This is a genomic window from Pseudomonas knackmussii B13, from assembly GCF_000689415.1.
Lineage (GTDB): Bacteria > Pseudomonadota > Gammaproteobacteria > Pseudomonadales > Pseudomonadaceae > Pseudomonas > Pseudomonas knackmussii.
Window position 1 is genome coordinate 1,036,702 of sequence record NZ_HG322950.1, and the last position, 14,801, is coordinate 1,051,502.

14 protein-coding genes are annotated in these 14,801 nt (G+C 66.7%); 9 read left to right on the forward strand and 5 right to left on the reverse strand.

The window, feature by feature from the left end:
- Nucleotides 1–78: 78 nt before the first annotated feature.
- Together PKB_RS04925 and PKB_RS04930 are read right to left on the reverse strand one after the other, a co-directional pair.
- Nucleotides 79–1,965, reverse strand: a complete 1,887-nt coding sequence (locus PKB_RS04925) for an acyl-CoA synthetase (RefSeq protein WP_043249505.1) — start codon at nucleotides 1,963–1,965, stop codon at nucleotides 79–81.
- 27 nt (nucleotides 1,966–1,992) lie between these two features.
- A complete protein-coding gene (locus PKB_RS04930) occupies nucleotides 1,993–2,646 on the reverse strand; it encodes an alpha/beta hydrolase (RefSeq protein ID WP_043249506.1) in 654 nt (217 codons plus the stop codon).
- Nucleotides 2,647–3,117: 471 nt separating this feature from the next.
- Between PKB_RS04930 and PKB_RS04935 the strand changes: the two genes are divergently transcribed.
- The 5 genes from PKB_RS04935 to pcsA all read left to right on the forward strand — a co-directional run bounded on the left by PKB_RS04935 (nucleotide 3,118) and on the right by pcsA (nucleotide 8,346).
- Nucleotides 3,118–4,146, forward strand: a complete 1,029-nt coding sequence (locus PKB_RS04935) for an amino acid ABC transporter substrate-binding protein (protein WP_043249507.1) — start codon at nucleotides 3,118–3,120, stop codon at nucleotides 4,144–4,146.
- Nucleotides 4,147–4,264: 118 nt separating this feature from the next.
- Nucleotides 4,265–5,449, forward strand: coding sequence for an amino acid ABC transporter permease (locus tag PKB_RS04940; protein ID WP_043249508.1), 1,185 nt, complete (start codon nucleotides 4,265–4,267; stop codon nucleotides 5,447–5,449).
- A gap of 9 nt (nucleotides 5,450–5,458) precedes the next feature.
- Nucleotides 5,459–6,559, forward strand: a complete 1,101-nt coding sequence (locus PKB_RS04945) for an amino acid ABC transporter permease (RefSeq protein WP_043249509.1) — start codon at nucleotides 5,459–5,461, stop codon at nucleotides 6,557–6,559.
- 12 nt (nucleotides 6,560–6,571) lie between these two features.
- Nucleotides 6,572–7,345: an amino acid ABC transporter ATP-binding protein gene (locus PKB_RS04950; protein ID WP_043249510.1), complete on the forward strand. Its 774-nt coding sequence runs from the start codon at nucleotides 6,572–6,574 to the stop codon at nucleotides 7,343–7,345.
- 263 nt (nucleotides 7,346–7,608) lie between these two features.
- Nucleotides 7,609–8,346: a phosphatidylcholine synthase gene (pcsA, locus tag PKB_RS04955; RefSeq protein ID WP_156957987.1), complete on the forward strand. Its 738-nt coding sequence runs from the start codon at nucleotides 7,609–7,611 to the stop codon at nucleotides 8,344–8,346.
- Between the two features lie 121 nt (nucleotides 8,347–8,467).
- Here the strand turns inward: pcsA and PKB_RS04960 are convergent, their stop codons facing one another.
- Nucleotides 8,468–9,415, reverse strand: a complete 948-nt coding sequence (locus PKB_RS04960; protein WP_043249512.1) for a GlxA family transcriptional regulator — start codon at nucleotides 9,413–9,415, stop codon at nucleotides 8,468–8,470.
- Nucleotides 9,416–9,526: 111 nt separating this feature from the next.
- Between PKB_RS04960 and PKB_RS04965 the strand changes: the two genes are divergently transcribed.
- The 4 genes from PKB_RS04965 to PKB_RS04980 all read left to right on the forward strand — a co-directional run bounded on the left by PKB_RS04965 (nucleotide 9,527) and on the right by PKB_RS04980 (nucleotide 12,086).
- Nucleotides 9,527–10,006, forward strand: coding sequence for a nuclear transport factor 2 family protein (locus PKB_RS04965; protein ID WP_043249513.1), 480 nt, complete (start codon nucleotides 9,527–9,529; stop codon nucleotides 10,004–10,006).
- Between the two features lie 74 nt (nucleotides 10,007–10,080).
- Nucleotides 10,081–10,779 carry a glutathione S-transferase family protein gene (locus tag PKB_RS04970; protein ID WP_043249515.1) on the forward strand — a complete coding sequence of 233 codons (699 nt, stop codon included), beginning with the start codon at nucleotides 10,081–10,083 and terminating at the stop codon, nucleotides 10,777–10,779.
- Nucleotides 10,776–11,075 carry a GIY-YIG nuclease family protein gene (locus tag PKB_RS04975; RefSeq protein WP_043249516.1) on the forward strand — a complete coding sequence of 100 codons (300 nt, stop codon included), beginning with the start codon at nucleotides 10,776–10,778 and terminating at the stop codon, nucleotides 11,073–11,075. The genes PKB_RS04970 and PKB_RS04975 overlap by 4 nt, the downstream gene beginning before the upstream one ends.
- A 75-nt stretch (nucleotides 11,076–11,150) precedes the next feature.
- On the forward strand, nucleotides 11,151–12,086 hold the full coding sequence (locus PKB_RS04980; RefSeq protein ID WP_043249518.1) for a glutathione S-transferase family protein: 936 nt from the start codon (nucleotides 11,151–11,153) through the stop codon (nucleotides 12,084–12,086).
- 177 nt (nucleotides 12,087–12,263) lie between these two features.
- Here the strand turns inward: PKB_RS04980 and yejK are convergent, their stop codons facing one another.
- Nucleotides 12,264–13,268 carry a nucleoid-associated protein YejK gene (yejK, locus tag PKB_RS04985; RefSeq protein ID WP_043249521.1) on the reverse strand — a complete coding sequence of 335 codons (1,005 nt, stop codon included), beginning with the start codon at nucleotides 13,266–13,268 and terminating at the stop codon, nucleotides 12,264–12,266.
- A gap of 65 nt (nucleotides 13,269–13,333) precedes the next feature.
- Complete coding sequence (locus PKB_RS04990) at nucleotides 13,334–14,698, reverse strand: TAXI family TRAP transporter solute-binding subunit (RefSeq protein ID WP_043256936.1); 1,365 nt, start codon at nucleotides 14,696–14,698, stop codon at nucleotides 13,334–13,336.
- Between the last annotated feature and the right edge of the window lie 103 nt (nucleotides 14,699–14,801).

A 14,801-nucleotide genomic window follows, 5' to 3' on the forward strand; every position in this document is an offset into this window, starting at 1 on the left:
ACTTCAGTATTAATGAGTTTTGCGTACTGGCAATTCACTGGCCGGGAAGCCCGACCAGCGGTCAGGCTCCCCGGATGACTAGGCGTCGAGCAGTTCCAGGTGAATTGCATAGGCGCTCAGGCGTTGGCTGATAAGCAGGCGTGACGCGGCGTCCAGCCCGGCGACGAACAGCCGCGCCTTCTGTCCGTGACGTTCGTCGGCGACCACCTCGATGCGTGGTGCGGGCGAGAGGTCGCGGGTTTCGTCCTCGAACACGCGGCGAATCGCGTCGAAGCGCAGCGCCGGCTTGAAGGTCTTGCCCACCGCCGTCACCGGCAGGGCGTCCAGCAGCCAGATGTCCTTGGGCACCGCAGCGCGCTCGGGCACATGCTGGGCGGCGTGCTCCAGCAGTTCCTCGATGCTCGCCTGCATGCCCGGCTTGAGCTGGATATACGCGACCGGCAGCTCGCCGGCCTTGGCGTCTGGCTTGCCCACGGCAGCGGCCATGGCCACCGCCGGGTGGCGATGCAGGGCCTCTTCGATCATCTGCGGGTCGATGTTGTGGCCGCCGCGGATGATCAGGTCCTTGCTGCGCCCGGTGAGCCAGATGTAGCCGTCGGCGTCGATGCGCCCGAGGTCGCCGGTGTTGAACCAGTCGCCGTCGACCCAGATGTCCTTGTTCTTGCTGGCCTGCAGGTAGCCCTTGAACACGGTTGGGCCGCGCAGGCAGATGGTGCCGATCTCGTCCGCGGCGGCGTCGCGCAGGTAGCGGCCGTCGCTGTCGAGCACCACGGACTTCACCTGGCAGTAGGGCAGGCGCAGGCCGATGGAGCCTGGCCGGCGTTCGCCGCCACGCGGATTGCAGCTGGTGCCGCAGGTGCCTTCGGTCATGCCGTAGCCTTCGATGACCTTCAGCCCCGTCTTGGTTTCGAACTGGCGGATCAGCTCGACCGGCATGGGTGCCGCGCCGCACAGGGCGAAGCGCAGGCTGGAGAGGTCGTGCGCGTCGCTGGGCACCTGCAGCAGGGCGGCATAGATGGTCGGCACGCCGCTGAAGCTGCTGACCTTGTAGCGCTCCACCAGTTTCCAGAAGTCCTGGATCAGCGTCGGGTTGCGATAGCCCTGGGGGCCGGCGAGCAGCACCTGCGCGCCGCGGTGGAAGGGCGCGAGGCCGGTGACCATCACGCCGTTGACGTGGAACAGCGGCAGCCCGCAGAGCAGCACGTCGTCCGGGGTGTAGTCGGCGTTCAGGCCCATGATCTCGGCCATGGCCACTTCGTTGGCGTGACTGTGCGGCGCCAGCTTGGGTGTGCCGGTGGTGCCGCCAGTGTGGAAATAGGACGCGACATCCTCGCCGTGGATGACCCGGCCGCTTTCCAGGCGGTCGTCCGGGCAGGCGGCGAGCAGTTCGTCGAAGTCGAGTACGCCTTCGGGCAGCGGCCCACGCTGCGCCTTGAGCGCCGCGCGCTGCGGCTCGGGCAGGAAGTTGGCCAGGTCCACGGTGACGATGGCGCTGAGTTCGGGCAGCTCGTGGCGCAGGGCGGCGACCTTGTCCCAGAGATCGGTGCCGGGGAAGGGCGCCAGGGTCACCAGCACCCGCGAGTCGGACGCACGCACCAGTTCGGCGATGTGTTCCGGATCGAGCAACGGGTTGATCGCGTTGACGATGCCGGCTGCCTCGCCGCCCCAGATAACGTAGTGGGTCTGCGGCAGGTTGGGCAGCAGGAAGGACACCGCCGTCCCCGGGCGCACGCCCAGGCGGTGGAAGGCGTTGGCAGCCTGGGTGACGCGGGCGAACAGCTCGGCGTAGCTGACCCGCTGCGGCTCCTCGGCGGCGCTGCCCTGCAGCAGGAAGTGCAGGGCGGTGCGCTCGCCATGGCGTTGCGCGGAACGCAGCAGCAGCTCGTAGGTGCTGGCGGGCAGGCCGCGGTCTTCCAGGGGAATGCTTTCCAGGGCTTCGATGTCACGCAGGTTGGCAACGCTCATGGCTTTCCTTCTTATCGAATGGGAGGGTCACAGGCGCTCGCGCAGCCAGGCGCCGATGTCGCCGATCTCCTCGTTGCTGACTTCGTGGGCCATCGGGTAGTCGTGCCATTGCACGGCGACGCCCCGGGCGTGGAGGAAATCGTGCGCGGCGCGGCCCATGTCGGGCGCCACAACGTCGTCGTAGGTACCATGCAAGCACAGCGCCGGCAGGTGTTTTTTCGCTTCCGGCAGCTGTATCTCGCTGCTGAATGTCGGGCCATAGGTGGACAGCGCCATGACGCCGCCCAGCTCGCCCTGCCAGCGCAGGTAGCCGGTGTGCAGCACCACTGCGCCGCCCTGGGAGAAGCCGGCGAGAATGATCCGCTGCGCCGCGATGCCTTGCGCGATCTGCTCTTCGACGAGGGCGATGACGCTGTCGGCCGAGGCTTCCAGCTGTGCTTCGTCGATGGCGCGGGCCGGCGCCATGGCCTTGATGTCGTACCAGCTCGGCACCGGCATGCCGTTGAACACCGTCACCGGGCGGGTCGGCGCCTGCGGCAGGATGAAACGGGTGCTCGGCAGGATCCGCTGCAGCATGCGCGCGACCGGTTCGAAGTCGTAACGGTCGGCGCCCAGGCCGTGCAACCAAATGACGCACGCATCGGCCGCTTGGGTGGGTTCCAGTAGCAAGGGTTGGCTCATGGGGGCTCCAGGATAGGGCGACTGCTCCAATGGGGAGCGTCCGCCGAGAAAAACGAAAGTTGAATCTGCGAAAAGGATGTCGCATTGCCATAACTTTGCGGCTTGACCTTTCGCAATTCGGCCGCGGCGACCCGTTCTGGTATGGGCCTTGCTATGCCAGGCACCAGGCCTGGCCGTGCCGCGCCGGCGTAACACTGTATCCGACCCCCATCCGGAAGCCAGTGTCGTCGGCGCGGCACGACGGCCCATTGAACAGGCCGCTGTCGCAAGGGCGGCCCCCGAACGTGTCCGTTCCGCGTCATCCGCGGACGACGGCAGTCCGAGCGGTGCTTGCGGGACGTATCCGCAGAGCCGGCTAGACTGACCTGAGGTTTCCACTTCGTACGCAGGATTCGGAATGATCCTGCAGCCGCCTCACAAGGGCGGGTGGGCCGGGACTCCAACACGAATAAAAGCAACTGGAGGTGATCGATGAAGATGGTGAAATCCACTCTGGCGGTACTGACCGCCCTGAGCGTGCTGGGTATCAGCAGCTTCGCCCAGGCCGGGGCTACCCTGGACGCGGTGAAGAAGAAAGGCTACGTGCAGTGCGGTATCAGCGACGGCCTGCCGGGCTTCTCCTACGCCGACGCCAAGGGCCAGTACCTGGGCATCGACGTCGACGTCTGCCGTGGTGTCGCCGCGGCGGTGTTCGGTGATGCCAGCAAGGTCAAGTTCTCCCCGCTGACCGCCAAGGAGCGCTTCACCGCCCTGCAATCCGGCGAGATCGACGTGCTGTCCCGTAACACCACCTGGACCAGCTCGCGCGACAGCGCCATGGGCCTCGACTTCACTGGCGTGACCTACTACGACGGCCAGGGCTTCCTGGTGAACAAGAAGCTCGGCGTGAGCAGCGCCAAGCAGCTCGACGGCGCCACCGTGTGCATCCAGGCCGGCACCACCACCGAGCTGAACCTGTCCGACTACTTCCGCTCGAACAACCTCAAGTACACCCCGATCACCTACGACACCTCCGACGAGAGCGCCAAGTCGCTGGAGTCCGGTCGTTGCGACGTGCTGACTTCCGACCAGTCCCAGCTCTACGCACAACGCATCAAGCTGGCCAAGCCGGATGACTATGTCGTGCTGCCGGAAGTGATCTCCAAGGAGCCCCTCGGCCCGGCCGTGCGCCAGGGTGACGAGGAGTGGTTCGACATCGTTCGCTGGACGCTGTTCGCCATGCTCAACGCCGAGGAAATGGGCATCGACTCGAAGAACGTCGAGGACATGGCCAAGACCTCGAAGAACCCCGACGTCAATCGCCTGCTGGGCGCCGAAGGGGACTACGGCAAGGACCTGAAGCTGCCGAAGGACTGGGCGGTGCAAGTCGTCAAGCAGGTCGGCAACTACGGCGAGATCTTCGAACGCAACGTTGGCCAGGGCAGCGATCTTAAGATCAAGCGCGGCCTCAACGCCCTGTGGAACAAGGGTGGTCTGCAGTACGCACCGCCGGTGCGTTGATCCCCCCAAGCCGGCGCCCGGAGTCTGGGCGCCGGCCCTGTTTCGAACGACGTGAAGTCCCCCGCGCGGGTACGGGCGTAGCCCCGTTTCCGCGTGGGCGTCTTCCGAGAGGGCATTCATGGATAATTCCGCCAAAGCCCGGCGCCCACGGGGCTTTTCGCTCAGCGATCCCGCCTTTCGCGCCTGGGCCTTCCAGATCGTCGCCGTCGTCGCCGTCGTGGCGTTCGGCTGGTTCCTCTTCGACAACACCCAGACCAACCTGGCCCACCGTGGCATCCAGTCCGGTTTCGGGTTTCTGAACAACAGCGCCGGCTTCGGCATCTCGCAGCACCTGATCGACTACAACGAGTCCGATACCTACGGGCGGGTGTTCTTCGTCGGTCTGCTCAACACCCTGCTGGTGACCGTGATCGGCATCGTCTTCGCCACCCTGATCGGCTTTGTCCTCGGCGTCGCCAGGCTGTCGCCGAACTGGCTGATCCGCAAGATCGCCACGGTGTACATCGAGACCTTCCGCAACATCCCGCCGCTGCTGCAGATCTTCTTCTGGTACTTCGCCGTGCTCGCGCAATTGCCCGGGCCGCGGCAGAGCATCAGCTTCGGCGACCTGCTGTTCTTCAACAACCGGGGCATGCAGATGCCGGCGCCGCTGCCGACCGAGTCGGCCCCGGCGTTCTTCATCGCGATCCTCCTTGCCCTGGTCGCCTGGGCCGTGCTCTGGCGTTGGGCCAAGGTGCGCCGGCACGCCACCGGCAAGACCTTCCCGGTGTTCCTCACCGGCCTCGCCACGCTGATCCTGCTGCCGCTGCTGACCACCCTGGTGGTCGGCGTACCGGTGCACTGGGACGTACCCGTGCTGCAGGGCTTCAACTTCCGAGGCGGCTGGGTGGTGATCCCGGAACTGGTGTCCATCGTCCTGGCGCTGTCGATCTACACCGCGGCCTTCATCGGCGAGACGGTGCGCGCCGGCATCCAGGCGGTCAGCCACGGCCAGACCGAAGCCGCCGGCTCCCTCGGCCTGCGCCCGGGCCAGACCCTGCGCCTGGTGATCATCCCGCAGGCGCTGCGGGTGATAGTGCCGCCGCTGACCAGCCAGTACCTGAACCTGGCGAAGAACTCCTCGCTGGCCGCCGGCATCGGCTACCCGGACATGGTCTCGCTGTTCGCCGGCACGGTGCTCAACCAGACCGGCCAGGCCATCGAGACCATGGCCATCACCATGAGCGTGTACCTCGCCATCAGCCTGAGCATTTCGCTGCTGATGAACTGGTACAACAAACGCATCGCGCTGATCGAGCGATAGGAGGACATCGTGGCTACTCATACCTTCAAGCCCGATCTGCCGCCGCCGGCGATGAGCGTCGGGGTGATCGGCTGGCTGCGCGCCAACCTGTTCTCCAACTGGTTCAACACGGTGCTGACGCTGGTCGGCATCTACGTGATCTGGCTGGTAATCCCACCGCTGCTGCAATGGGCGCTGTTCAAGGCCGACTGGGTAGGCACCTCGCGCGCCGACTGCTCCCGCGAGGGCGCCTGCTGGGTATTCATCAGCACGCGTTTCGGCCAGTACATGTACGGCTTCTACCCCGAGGCGCTGCGCTGGCGGGTCGACCTCAACGTGCTGCTGGTGATCGCCGGCGCCGCACCGCTGTTCCTGCGCGGCTTCCACTACAAGTTGAAGTACGGCCTGGCCTACCTGCTGGCGCTGCCGCTGGTGTCCTTCTGGTTGCTGCACGGCGGCTTCCTCGGCCTGGAGACCGTGGCGACCAACCAGTGGGGCGGGCTGATGCTGACCGTGGTGATCGCCGCGGTGGGCATCGCCGGCGCCTTGCCGCTGGGCATCCTGCTGGCCCTCGGGCGGCGCTCCAAGCTGCCGGCGATCAAGGTCCTGTGCGTCACCACCATCGAGTTCTGGCGCGGCGTGCCGCTGATCACCGTGCTGTTCATGTCGTCGGTGATGCTGCCGCTGTTCCTTCCCGAAGGCATGAACCTCGACAAGCTGCTGCGGGCCATGGTGATGGTGGTGCTGTTCGAGGCCGCCTACATCGCCGAGGTCGTGCGCGGCGGCATGCAGGCCATCCCCAAGGGCCAGTACGAGGCGGCCGCGGCCATGGGCCTGGGCTACTGGCGGATGATGGGCCTGGTGATCCTGCCGCAGGCGCTGAAGCTGGTGATCCCAGGGATCGTCAACACCTTCATCGCGCTGTTCAAGGACACCAGCCTGGTGATCATCATCGGCCTGTTCGACTTCCTCAACAGCATCAAGCGCGCCACCGCCGACCCGGCCTGGCTGGGGATGTCCACCGAGGGCTACGTGTTCGCCGCCCTGGTCTACTGGGTTTTCTGTTTCAGCATGTCCCGCTACTCGCTGCACCTGGAGCGCAGGCTGGACACTGGCCACAAGCGTCGTTAGGAGTTCGTCATCATGTCTGAAGCCAGCAAGAAGAGCGCACCCGCCGTCGGCGATCACGTGATGATCGAGATGAAGGGCGTGAACAAGTGGTACGGCCAGTTCCACGTGCTCAAGGACATCAACCTGACCGTCAAGCAGGGCGAGCGCATCGTGCTCTGCGGGCCGTCCGGTTCGGGCAAGTCCACCACCATCCGCTGCATCAACCGCCTGGAGGAACACCAGGCTGGCAGCATCGTCGTCGACGGCATCGAGATGACCAACGACCTCAAGCAGATCGAGTCGATCCGCAGCGAGGTCGGCATGGTCTTCCAGCACTTCAACCTGTTCCCGCACCTGACCGTGCTGCAGAACTGCATCCTCGCGCCCATGTGGGTGCGCAAGATGCCCAAGCGCGAGGCCGAGGAAGTGGCCATGCACTACCTGCAGCGCGTGCGCATCCCCGACCAGGCGCACAAGTACCCGGGCCAGCTCTCCGGCGGCCAGCAGCAGCGCGTGGCCATCGCCCGCGCGCTGTGCATGAAGCCGAAGATCATGCTGTTCGATGAACCGACCTCGGCGCTCGACCCGGAAATGGTGAAGGAAGTGCTCGACACCATGATCGGCTTGGCCGAGAGCGGCATGACCATGCTCTGCGTGACCCACGAGATGGGCTTTGCCCGCACCGTGGCGAACCGCGTGATCTTCATGGACAAGGGCGAGATCGTCGAACAGGCCGCTCCCGACCAGTTCTTCGACAACCCGCAGTCCGACCGCACCAAGCTGTTCCTCAGCCAGATCCTCCACTGAGCCTCGCGCACGGGCGGAGCCGCCGGCTTCGCCCGTGGGCGAAATTTCCTCGCGCTCGCTCGTCAGTGTCGCTTGGCGCTTGTACCTTCCCTGGGCGTATCCTGAGCGTTCGCGCCGCTGGCGCGCTTCCCTGGCATCCGTACTAAAAAGACCGGTGAACTCGGTCGTCGGATTGCTGTTCCGATACCCTGCGGAACCGCCGTGGAAGCCCACGGATGGGCTATACGTTCAGATAGCTCGAATCGCCGCCCGACTGAAGAGATGTGCCTGTGAACCTGATTCTTCCGCCGCTCAACCTGAGCAAAGCCAAGGCCTGGAGCGCCCACGCGGTGACGTCCAGCGGTGTCATCCTGGCCATGCTGGCGCTGCTCGCCGTGGTCGACAACCGCCCGCAAGCCTGCCTGCTGTGGCTGGGCGTCGCGCTGCTGGTGGACGGCCTGGACGGCACCCTGGCGCGCAAGTTCGACGTCAAGGCGGTGCTGCCGCACTTCGACGGCTCGACCCTGGACCTGGTGATCGACTACCTCACCTACGTGTTCATCCCGGCGATCTTCATCTACCGCTACATCCCGTTGCCGGTGCACAGCGAACTGCTGATCGTCGGCGTGATCCTGGTGTCGTCGCTGTTCTGCTTCTGCAACGTCAACATGAAGAGCCACGACAACTACTTCGTCGGCTTCCCGGCCGCCTGGAACGTCGTCGCGGTGTATTTCTTCGTACTGGGTTCGGGCCCCTGGGTGAACGTGGTCACCGTGCTCTTGCTGGCGGGCCTGACCCTGACCCGCATGAAGTTCCTGCACCCGTTCCGCGTGCGCCAGTTCATGCCGTTGAACATCTCGGTGACCTTCGTCTGGATGCTCAGCAGCGCGCTGCTGATCGTCCAGCAGCCGGTGGACCAGACCTGGCTGCTCTGGCTGTGGTTCGTCGCCTCGGCCTATTTCGTCGGCATCTGCCTGTGGCGCACTGCGGTGGCCAAGGTGGTGCTGGTGGAGCGCGACTGAACTGAATCCCCCTCTCGTAGGAGCGGACCTTGTCCGCGATTCGCGCGCATGGCGCGCTCCTACAGAGGCATGGGGCACAAGTCCGCTCCGGCAAGATCATGCCGAACAGCCCCGCCAGCTCTTACCCCCGCGCCAACCGCCGCTGTCGATAAGCCCCCGGCGACTCCCCGCACAACTGCTTGAACAGCCGCGCGAAGCTCGCCCGGTCGGCATAACCCACTTCGTTGGCGATGCGCTCCAGCGAGCGCGCCGGGTCGGCCAGCGCTTCGCGAGCGGCGTCTATGCGCAGGCGTTGCAGGTATTCGTTGGGCGTCATGCCCAGTTCGGCGCGGAAGCGCCTGAGCAGCGTGCGGCTGGAGCAGTGCGCGCGTTGCGCCATGGCATCGAGGTCGATGGGCTCGGCATGGCGTTCGCGCAGCCAGTCGAGCACAGGCGCCAGCGGGGTGCGCTGCGGCTCCGGCAATAGCGGTGCATAGCGCGACTGACTCCCGCGCGCCTCATCGAACACCAGGGTCGAAGCCACCTGGCGCGCCAGGGCGCGGCCGCCGTGCAGGGCGATCAGGTGCAGGCACAGGTCGAGCCCGGCCTGGGCGCCGCCGGAGCAGAAGCGCGCGCCGTCCTCGGTGCACAAGGAGTCCGCTTCCAGTTGCACGGCGGGATAGCGCTGGCGGAAGTCATCGGCCAGCGCCCAGTGGGTGGTGGCGCGGCGGCCGTCGAGCTGGCCGGCCTCGGCGAGCAGGAAGGCGCTGCTGCACAGGCTTCCCAGCGGCTGCGTCGGTTGGCGCTGGCGCAGCCAGGCAAGCAGCGACTCGTTTGCGTTGAGCATCGCCGGAATGTCGCTGCCGGTGGCGGGGATCAGCAGCAGCTCGCGTTCGCTCACCGAGGCGAGATCGCCATCCACCGCGATACTGGCGCAGGACAGGCCGACTTCCGCGCCCTCTGCACTGACCCGGCGAAGTTGGAACAGCCGGCGCCGGGCCAGGCGGTTGGCCAGCTGCAGGCTGTCGAGGGCGAGCCCCAGGCTGGAGAGCACGGTTTGCGGGCAGACGTAGAGGGCGATGGCGGGCATGGCGGGTGGACGCTTTGTCGGTATAGGCCACAATGTTGTCGATAATGACAATGGTGTCCAGCGCCGAGCGCGCCGGATAATCGCCGCACCCACCTGACCGCGAGCACCGCCATGCCCCACCCCAACGCCGAACTGATCCGCCGCTTCTACCAGGCTTTCCAACGCCGCGACGGCGACGCCATGGCCGCCTGCTACGCGCCTTCGGTGCGCTTTCGCGATCCGGCCTTCGGCGAGCTGAAGGGCCCTGCGGCGGGCGACATGTGGCGCATGCTGACCTCGCGTGCAGCCGACCTGCGCCTGGACTTCGACCAGGTCTGGGCCGACGACCTGCATGGCGGCGCGCAATGGGTGGCGCACTACACCTTCAGCCAGACCGGCCGTCCGGTGGTCAATCGCATCCGCGCCTCGTTCGAGTTCGAGAACGGCCTGATCGTCCGCCATACGGACGACTTCGACTTGTGGCGCTGGGCCCGCCAGGCGCTGGGCGCCAAGGGCCTGCTGCTGGGCTGGGCGCCGCCGGTGCAGGCGGCCATCCGCCGCCAGGCGCTGAAGGGGCTGGCGGCCTTCCAGGGCAAGACGGCGCGCGGCTGAGTCGCGCCCGGCGGATTCGCCGGGGTAGCCGGCATGGGCTTAAATGACTGGCGATACCGAGCAGGAAGCCAGCCATGATCACTCTTTTCCAGTTCCCGCCCGCCTTCAACGTCCCCAACGTCAGCCCCTTCTGCCTGAAGCTGGAGACCTTCCTGCGCCTGTCCGGTCTCGAGTACCAGGTGCAGCACCTGTCCGATCCGCGCAAGGGGCCCAAGGGCAAGCTGCCGTTCGTCAAGGTCGATGGCCAGACCCTCGCCGACACCGAGGTCATCATCCGCGAACTGCAGGACCGCTATGCGCTGGACCTGGACGCCGGCCTCGACGCGCGGGGGCGCGGCTGGGCGGTTTCGATCACGCGCCTGTGCGACGAGCACCTGACGCCCCTGCTGGTTTACTTCCGCTGGCTGGAGGAGGCCGGTTGGCGGCAGGTTGCACCAGTGCTTCTGCGCGATGTGCCGGGACCCGTCCGGCCGCTGGTCGGGGTGCTGATCCGTCGCAAGATCCGTGGCGAGATGCGCGGGCGCGGCCTCGACGCGCACAGCCGCGACGAGTTGCTGACCTTCGCCCGCCAGGACCTCGACGCGCTCGACGGCATGCTCGGCGACCTGCCGTACTTCGGCGGTGCGCAACCGTGCAGCGCCGATGCCGCCGCCTATGGGATACTCGCCAACCTCATCCTCAGCACCCTGGAAACGCCCTTGAACCACATGGCGCGCGAATACGAACGCCTGGTCGCCTACAGCGAACGCATGCAGCAGCGGGTCTGGACATGACCCAGGCCGAGCCCAAGCCCTGGTTCGTCTACCTGGTGCGTGCCGCCAACGGCGCGCTCTACTGCGGTATCAGCGACGACCCGCAACGGCGCTTCGAAGCGCATCGCAGCGGGCGCGGCGCGCGTTTCTTCCATTCCAGCCCGGCGCAGGCGCTGGTCTACGTCGAAGCCTGTGTCGGCAAGGGCGACGCGCTGCGCCGCGAACGCGCGATCAAGGCCCTCGGCAAGCCCGCCAAGGAGCGACTGGTGCTGGCCGGCGCGGCCGTGGCCATCAGCCAGGCGGATAGCCAGCCATAGCTTCGACCGGGTAGGACGGGCACGGCAGGCGGAGTAAGCTCTAGGGCCCCTCAACGCCGGCCGACGGAGCCCTGCATGTCCGAGCTGATCCTGCACCACTACCCGACTTCCCCCTTCGCCGAGAAGGCCCGCCTGCTGCTGGGCTTCAAGCAGCTGTCGTGGCACTCGGTGCAGATCCCGCCGATCATGCCCAAGCCCGACCTGATGGCGCTCACCGGCGGCTACCGCAAGACACCGGTGCTGCAGGTCGGTGCCGACATCTACTGCGACACCTCGCTGATCGCGCGCCGCCTGGAGCAGGAAAAGGCCACGCCGGCGCTGTTCCCCGAAGGCCAGGAGTTCAGCGTCGCAGCCTTTGCTGCCTGGGCCGACTCGGTGCTGTTCACCCACGGCGTGAGCCTGGTGTTCCAACCTGAATCCATCGCCGTGCGCTTCGGCAAGCTGCCGCCGGAATTCGTCAAGGCCTTCGTTGCCGATCGCAGCCAACTGTTCAGTGGCGGTAGCGCCACGCGCCTGCCGGCCGAGCAAGCCCGGCAGCAGTGGCCGGTATTCATGGCGCGGCTGGAGCAGCAACTGAGCCGTGAGGAGGGCGATTTCCTCTTCGGCGAGCCGTCGCTGGCGGACTTCGCCGTGGCCCATGTGCTCTGGTTCGTGAAAGCCACGCCGGTGACTTCGCCGCTGGTCGATGCCTATCCCGCGGTGGCGGCCTGGTTGGGTCGCGTGCTCGGCTTCGGCCATGGCGCGCCGGTGGAAATGAGCGGCGAGCAGGCCATTGCCGTGGCCCGCGACAGTCAGCCGGCCGCCCTGCCGGACGAACCCTTCAGCGACCCGAACGGCTTCCAGGCCGGCCAACACGTGGCGGTGGCGGCGACCGACTACGGCGTCGATCCGGTGGAAGGGGAGCTGCTGCACGTGGGCAGCGAAGAAATCATCCTGCGCCGCGAAGACCCGCGCGCCGGGGTGGTGCATGTGCACTTCCCGCGCGTCGGCTTCCGCATCGAGGCGCGTTAAGGCGTAGGAGCAACTGTCTTTTGGGCTATTCCCCTTCGGGCCAGCGCAAGCGCTGTTCGCGATGGAGCCGCGTCCCACGTTCGCGGGAGTGACGGAATCAGGATTCGCTGCCTCCCCCGTCATCCCCGCGAACGCGGGGACCCAGAAAACAGCGTAGGAGCGGACCTTGTCCGCGATTTATTTCCGGCGCTTGAGCTGATCCTGCAACTGCGTCGGCAGGCCGCGGATGATCAGCATGTCGCGCTCTTCGTCGTACTCCACCTTGCTGCCCAGCAGGTGCGCCTCGAAGCTGATCGACAGCCCCTCGGCGCGGCCGGTGAAGCGGCGGAACTGGTTGAGGGTGCGCTTGTCCGCCGGGATCTCCGGCGCCAGGCCGTAGTCCTTGTTGCGGATGTAGTCGTAGAAGGCGCGCGGGGCCTGTTCGTCCATCAGCTCGGAGAGCGCGTCCAGGGCCATCGGCTCGCCGATCTTGGCCTGGCTGGTGGCGTAGTCGACCAGCACGTCGGTCTTCTCGCGCGCTTGCTCTTCGGGCAGGTCCTCGCTTTCCACGTAGTCGCTGAAGGCCTTGAGCAGGGTGCGCGTCTCGCCCGGCGCGTCGACGCCTTCGGTGCAGCCGATGAAGTCGCGGAAGTAGTCCGAGACCTTCTTGCCGCCCTTGCCCTTGATGAAGGAGATGTACTGCTTGGAGGTCTTGTTGTTGCGCCACTCCGAGCAGTTGATCCGCGCCGCCATGTGCAGCTGGCCGAGGTCGAGGTGGCGGGAGGGCGTGACCTCCAGCGCGTCGGTCACCGCCACGCCTTCGCTGTGGTGCAGCAGGGCGATGCTCAGGTAGTCGGTCATGCCCTGCTGGTAGTGGCAGAACAGCACGTGGCCGCCAGTGGAGAGGTTGGACTCTTCCATCAGGCTCTTCAGGTGCTCCACCGCCTGCTTGCTGAAGGCGACGAAGTCCTTGCCGCCGTCCAGGTACTCGGCCAGCCAGCCGCTGAACGGGAAGGCGCCGGACTCCTCCTGGAACAGGCCCCAGGCCTTGTTCGGCTTGGCGTTGTAGCTCTCGTTGAGGTCGGCCATGAGGTTCTCGATGGCCTGGGAATCGCCCAGTTCGGCGTCGCGCGCGTGCAGCGTGGCGGGGTTGCCGTCGGGCTTCTTGTCGATCAGGTGGACGATGGCGTGACGAATCGGCATCTCGGGCTCGGCTCAGGACGTGGGGCAAAGCCGCCAGTTTACCCGAGCTCGTGGCGTATTGCCGCTCAGGCCGCCGAGTCGCGCGGCAGGTTTTCCCGTTCGCGGCGGTTGCGGCGCAGCTGGCGCAGGCGGCGGATCACGTAGTTCAGGTGCAGGTGCAGTTCGTACAGCTCGTTGTAGTACGACAGCGGCACTTCGACGCGGGACAGCTCGGCCTCCAGCTTTTCCAGGCGCTCGATCTCGCGGGTCAGCTCGGCGCTGCCGGTATGTTCGTCCAGGTGCCGGTCGATCTCGCGCAGGAAGCGGTACCAGCGGTAGATGCGCGCACGGATGCGCCAGCGGTACAGCGGCCCGACCGACTTGAACAGCGGGATGAGGATGGCGATGAAGGGAATCAGCAGGACGATGTAACGGTCGGCCAGCGAGGCGATGCGGAATGGCAGGAAGCGCTGCAGCAACGGCAGGCCGCTCTTGTAGTAGCGCTCGGCGTCCTCGGCCAGGCGCAGGGTGTGCGGCTCGGCGCTGGGGAAGGCGCCGGGCGCGTCGAGCAGGGTGCCGGGCTTCATCACCTGGCGCGCGGCTTCGAGGATCAGCGGCGTGAGCGCCGGGTGGAAGTTGTCGTTGACCACCAGCGTGGCCAGCGGCGAGAGGGTGACGAGATTGCGGTGGGGCACGTTCTGTTGCAGGTTCAGCAGGCCCTCGCCCAGCTGCACGTGCTTGAGGAATGGCAGGCGCGCCTCGTAAGCGGCGGCGCGGCGGAAGCCGGCAAGCATCAGCTTGGGACTGGCGGCCAGGCGCTGGATCAGCGGGTTCTCCGCCGGGCCGACGAAGAAGGCCGCGTCCAGGCTGCCGGCAAGCAGAGCGGAGGCGGCGATGTCGCTGCCGCTGGCCTGCCAGCCGGGCGGGTAGTGCGCGGCGTCGATGCCGTTGGCCTCGAGCAGCGCCGCGGTGATCGCCTCGGTGCCGCTGCCCGGCGAACCCATGGCGACGCGCAGGTTCAGCAGGTCGGTGAGCTGGTCGATGCTCACGTCACGGCGCTGGAACAGCCACAGCGGCTCCTGGAACATGGCGCCGAGGCTGCGCAGCTTGTCGCGTTGCTGCGGCTCGAACTGGCGTTCCTGGCCGCTCTGCACGAGGCCGATGTCGATGCCGCTGTGCTCGTCCAGCAGCCGCTCCATGTTCTGTCGCGAGCCGGCGCTGGGCACCAGCTTCAGCTCGAAGCCCTGCTTGGCCAGCTCGACCTTGAGCTTGTTGGCGAAGGCCACGTAGCCGCCATCGGCCACGCCGGTGGTCATGGTCGCGGTCATCGGGGCGGGCGGCGCGACGAAATAGAAGACCGCGAACACCAGCGCCGCCAGCACCGGGACCACCCACAGGTTGGCGCGGACCAGGATGGCGAGGTCGCGCAGCATGTTGATCAGGCGTTGCATGGTGTCCTGTCCGACTCGGCTCTTGCTGAAAAGATAGCCAGCCGCGCGCGGGCTTTCCTCGCCGGGTATCATCGGCGCCCTTGAACGGCATTCGGGACAGCAG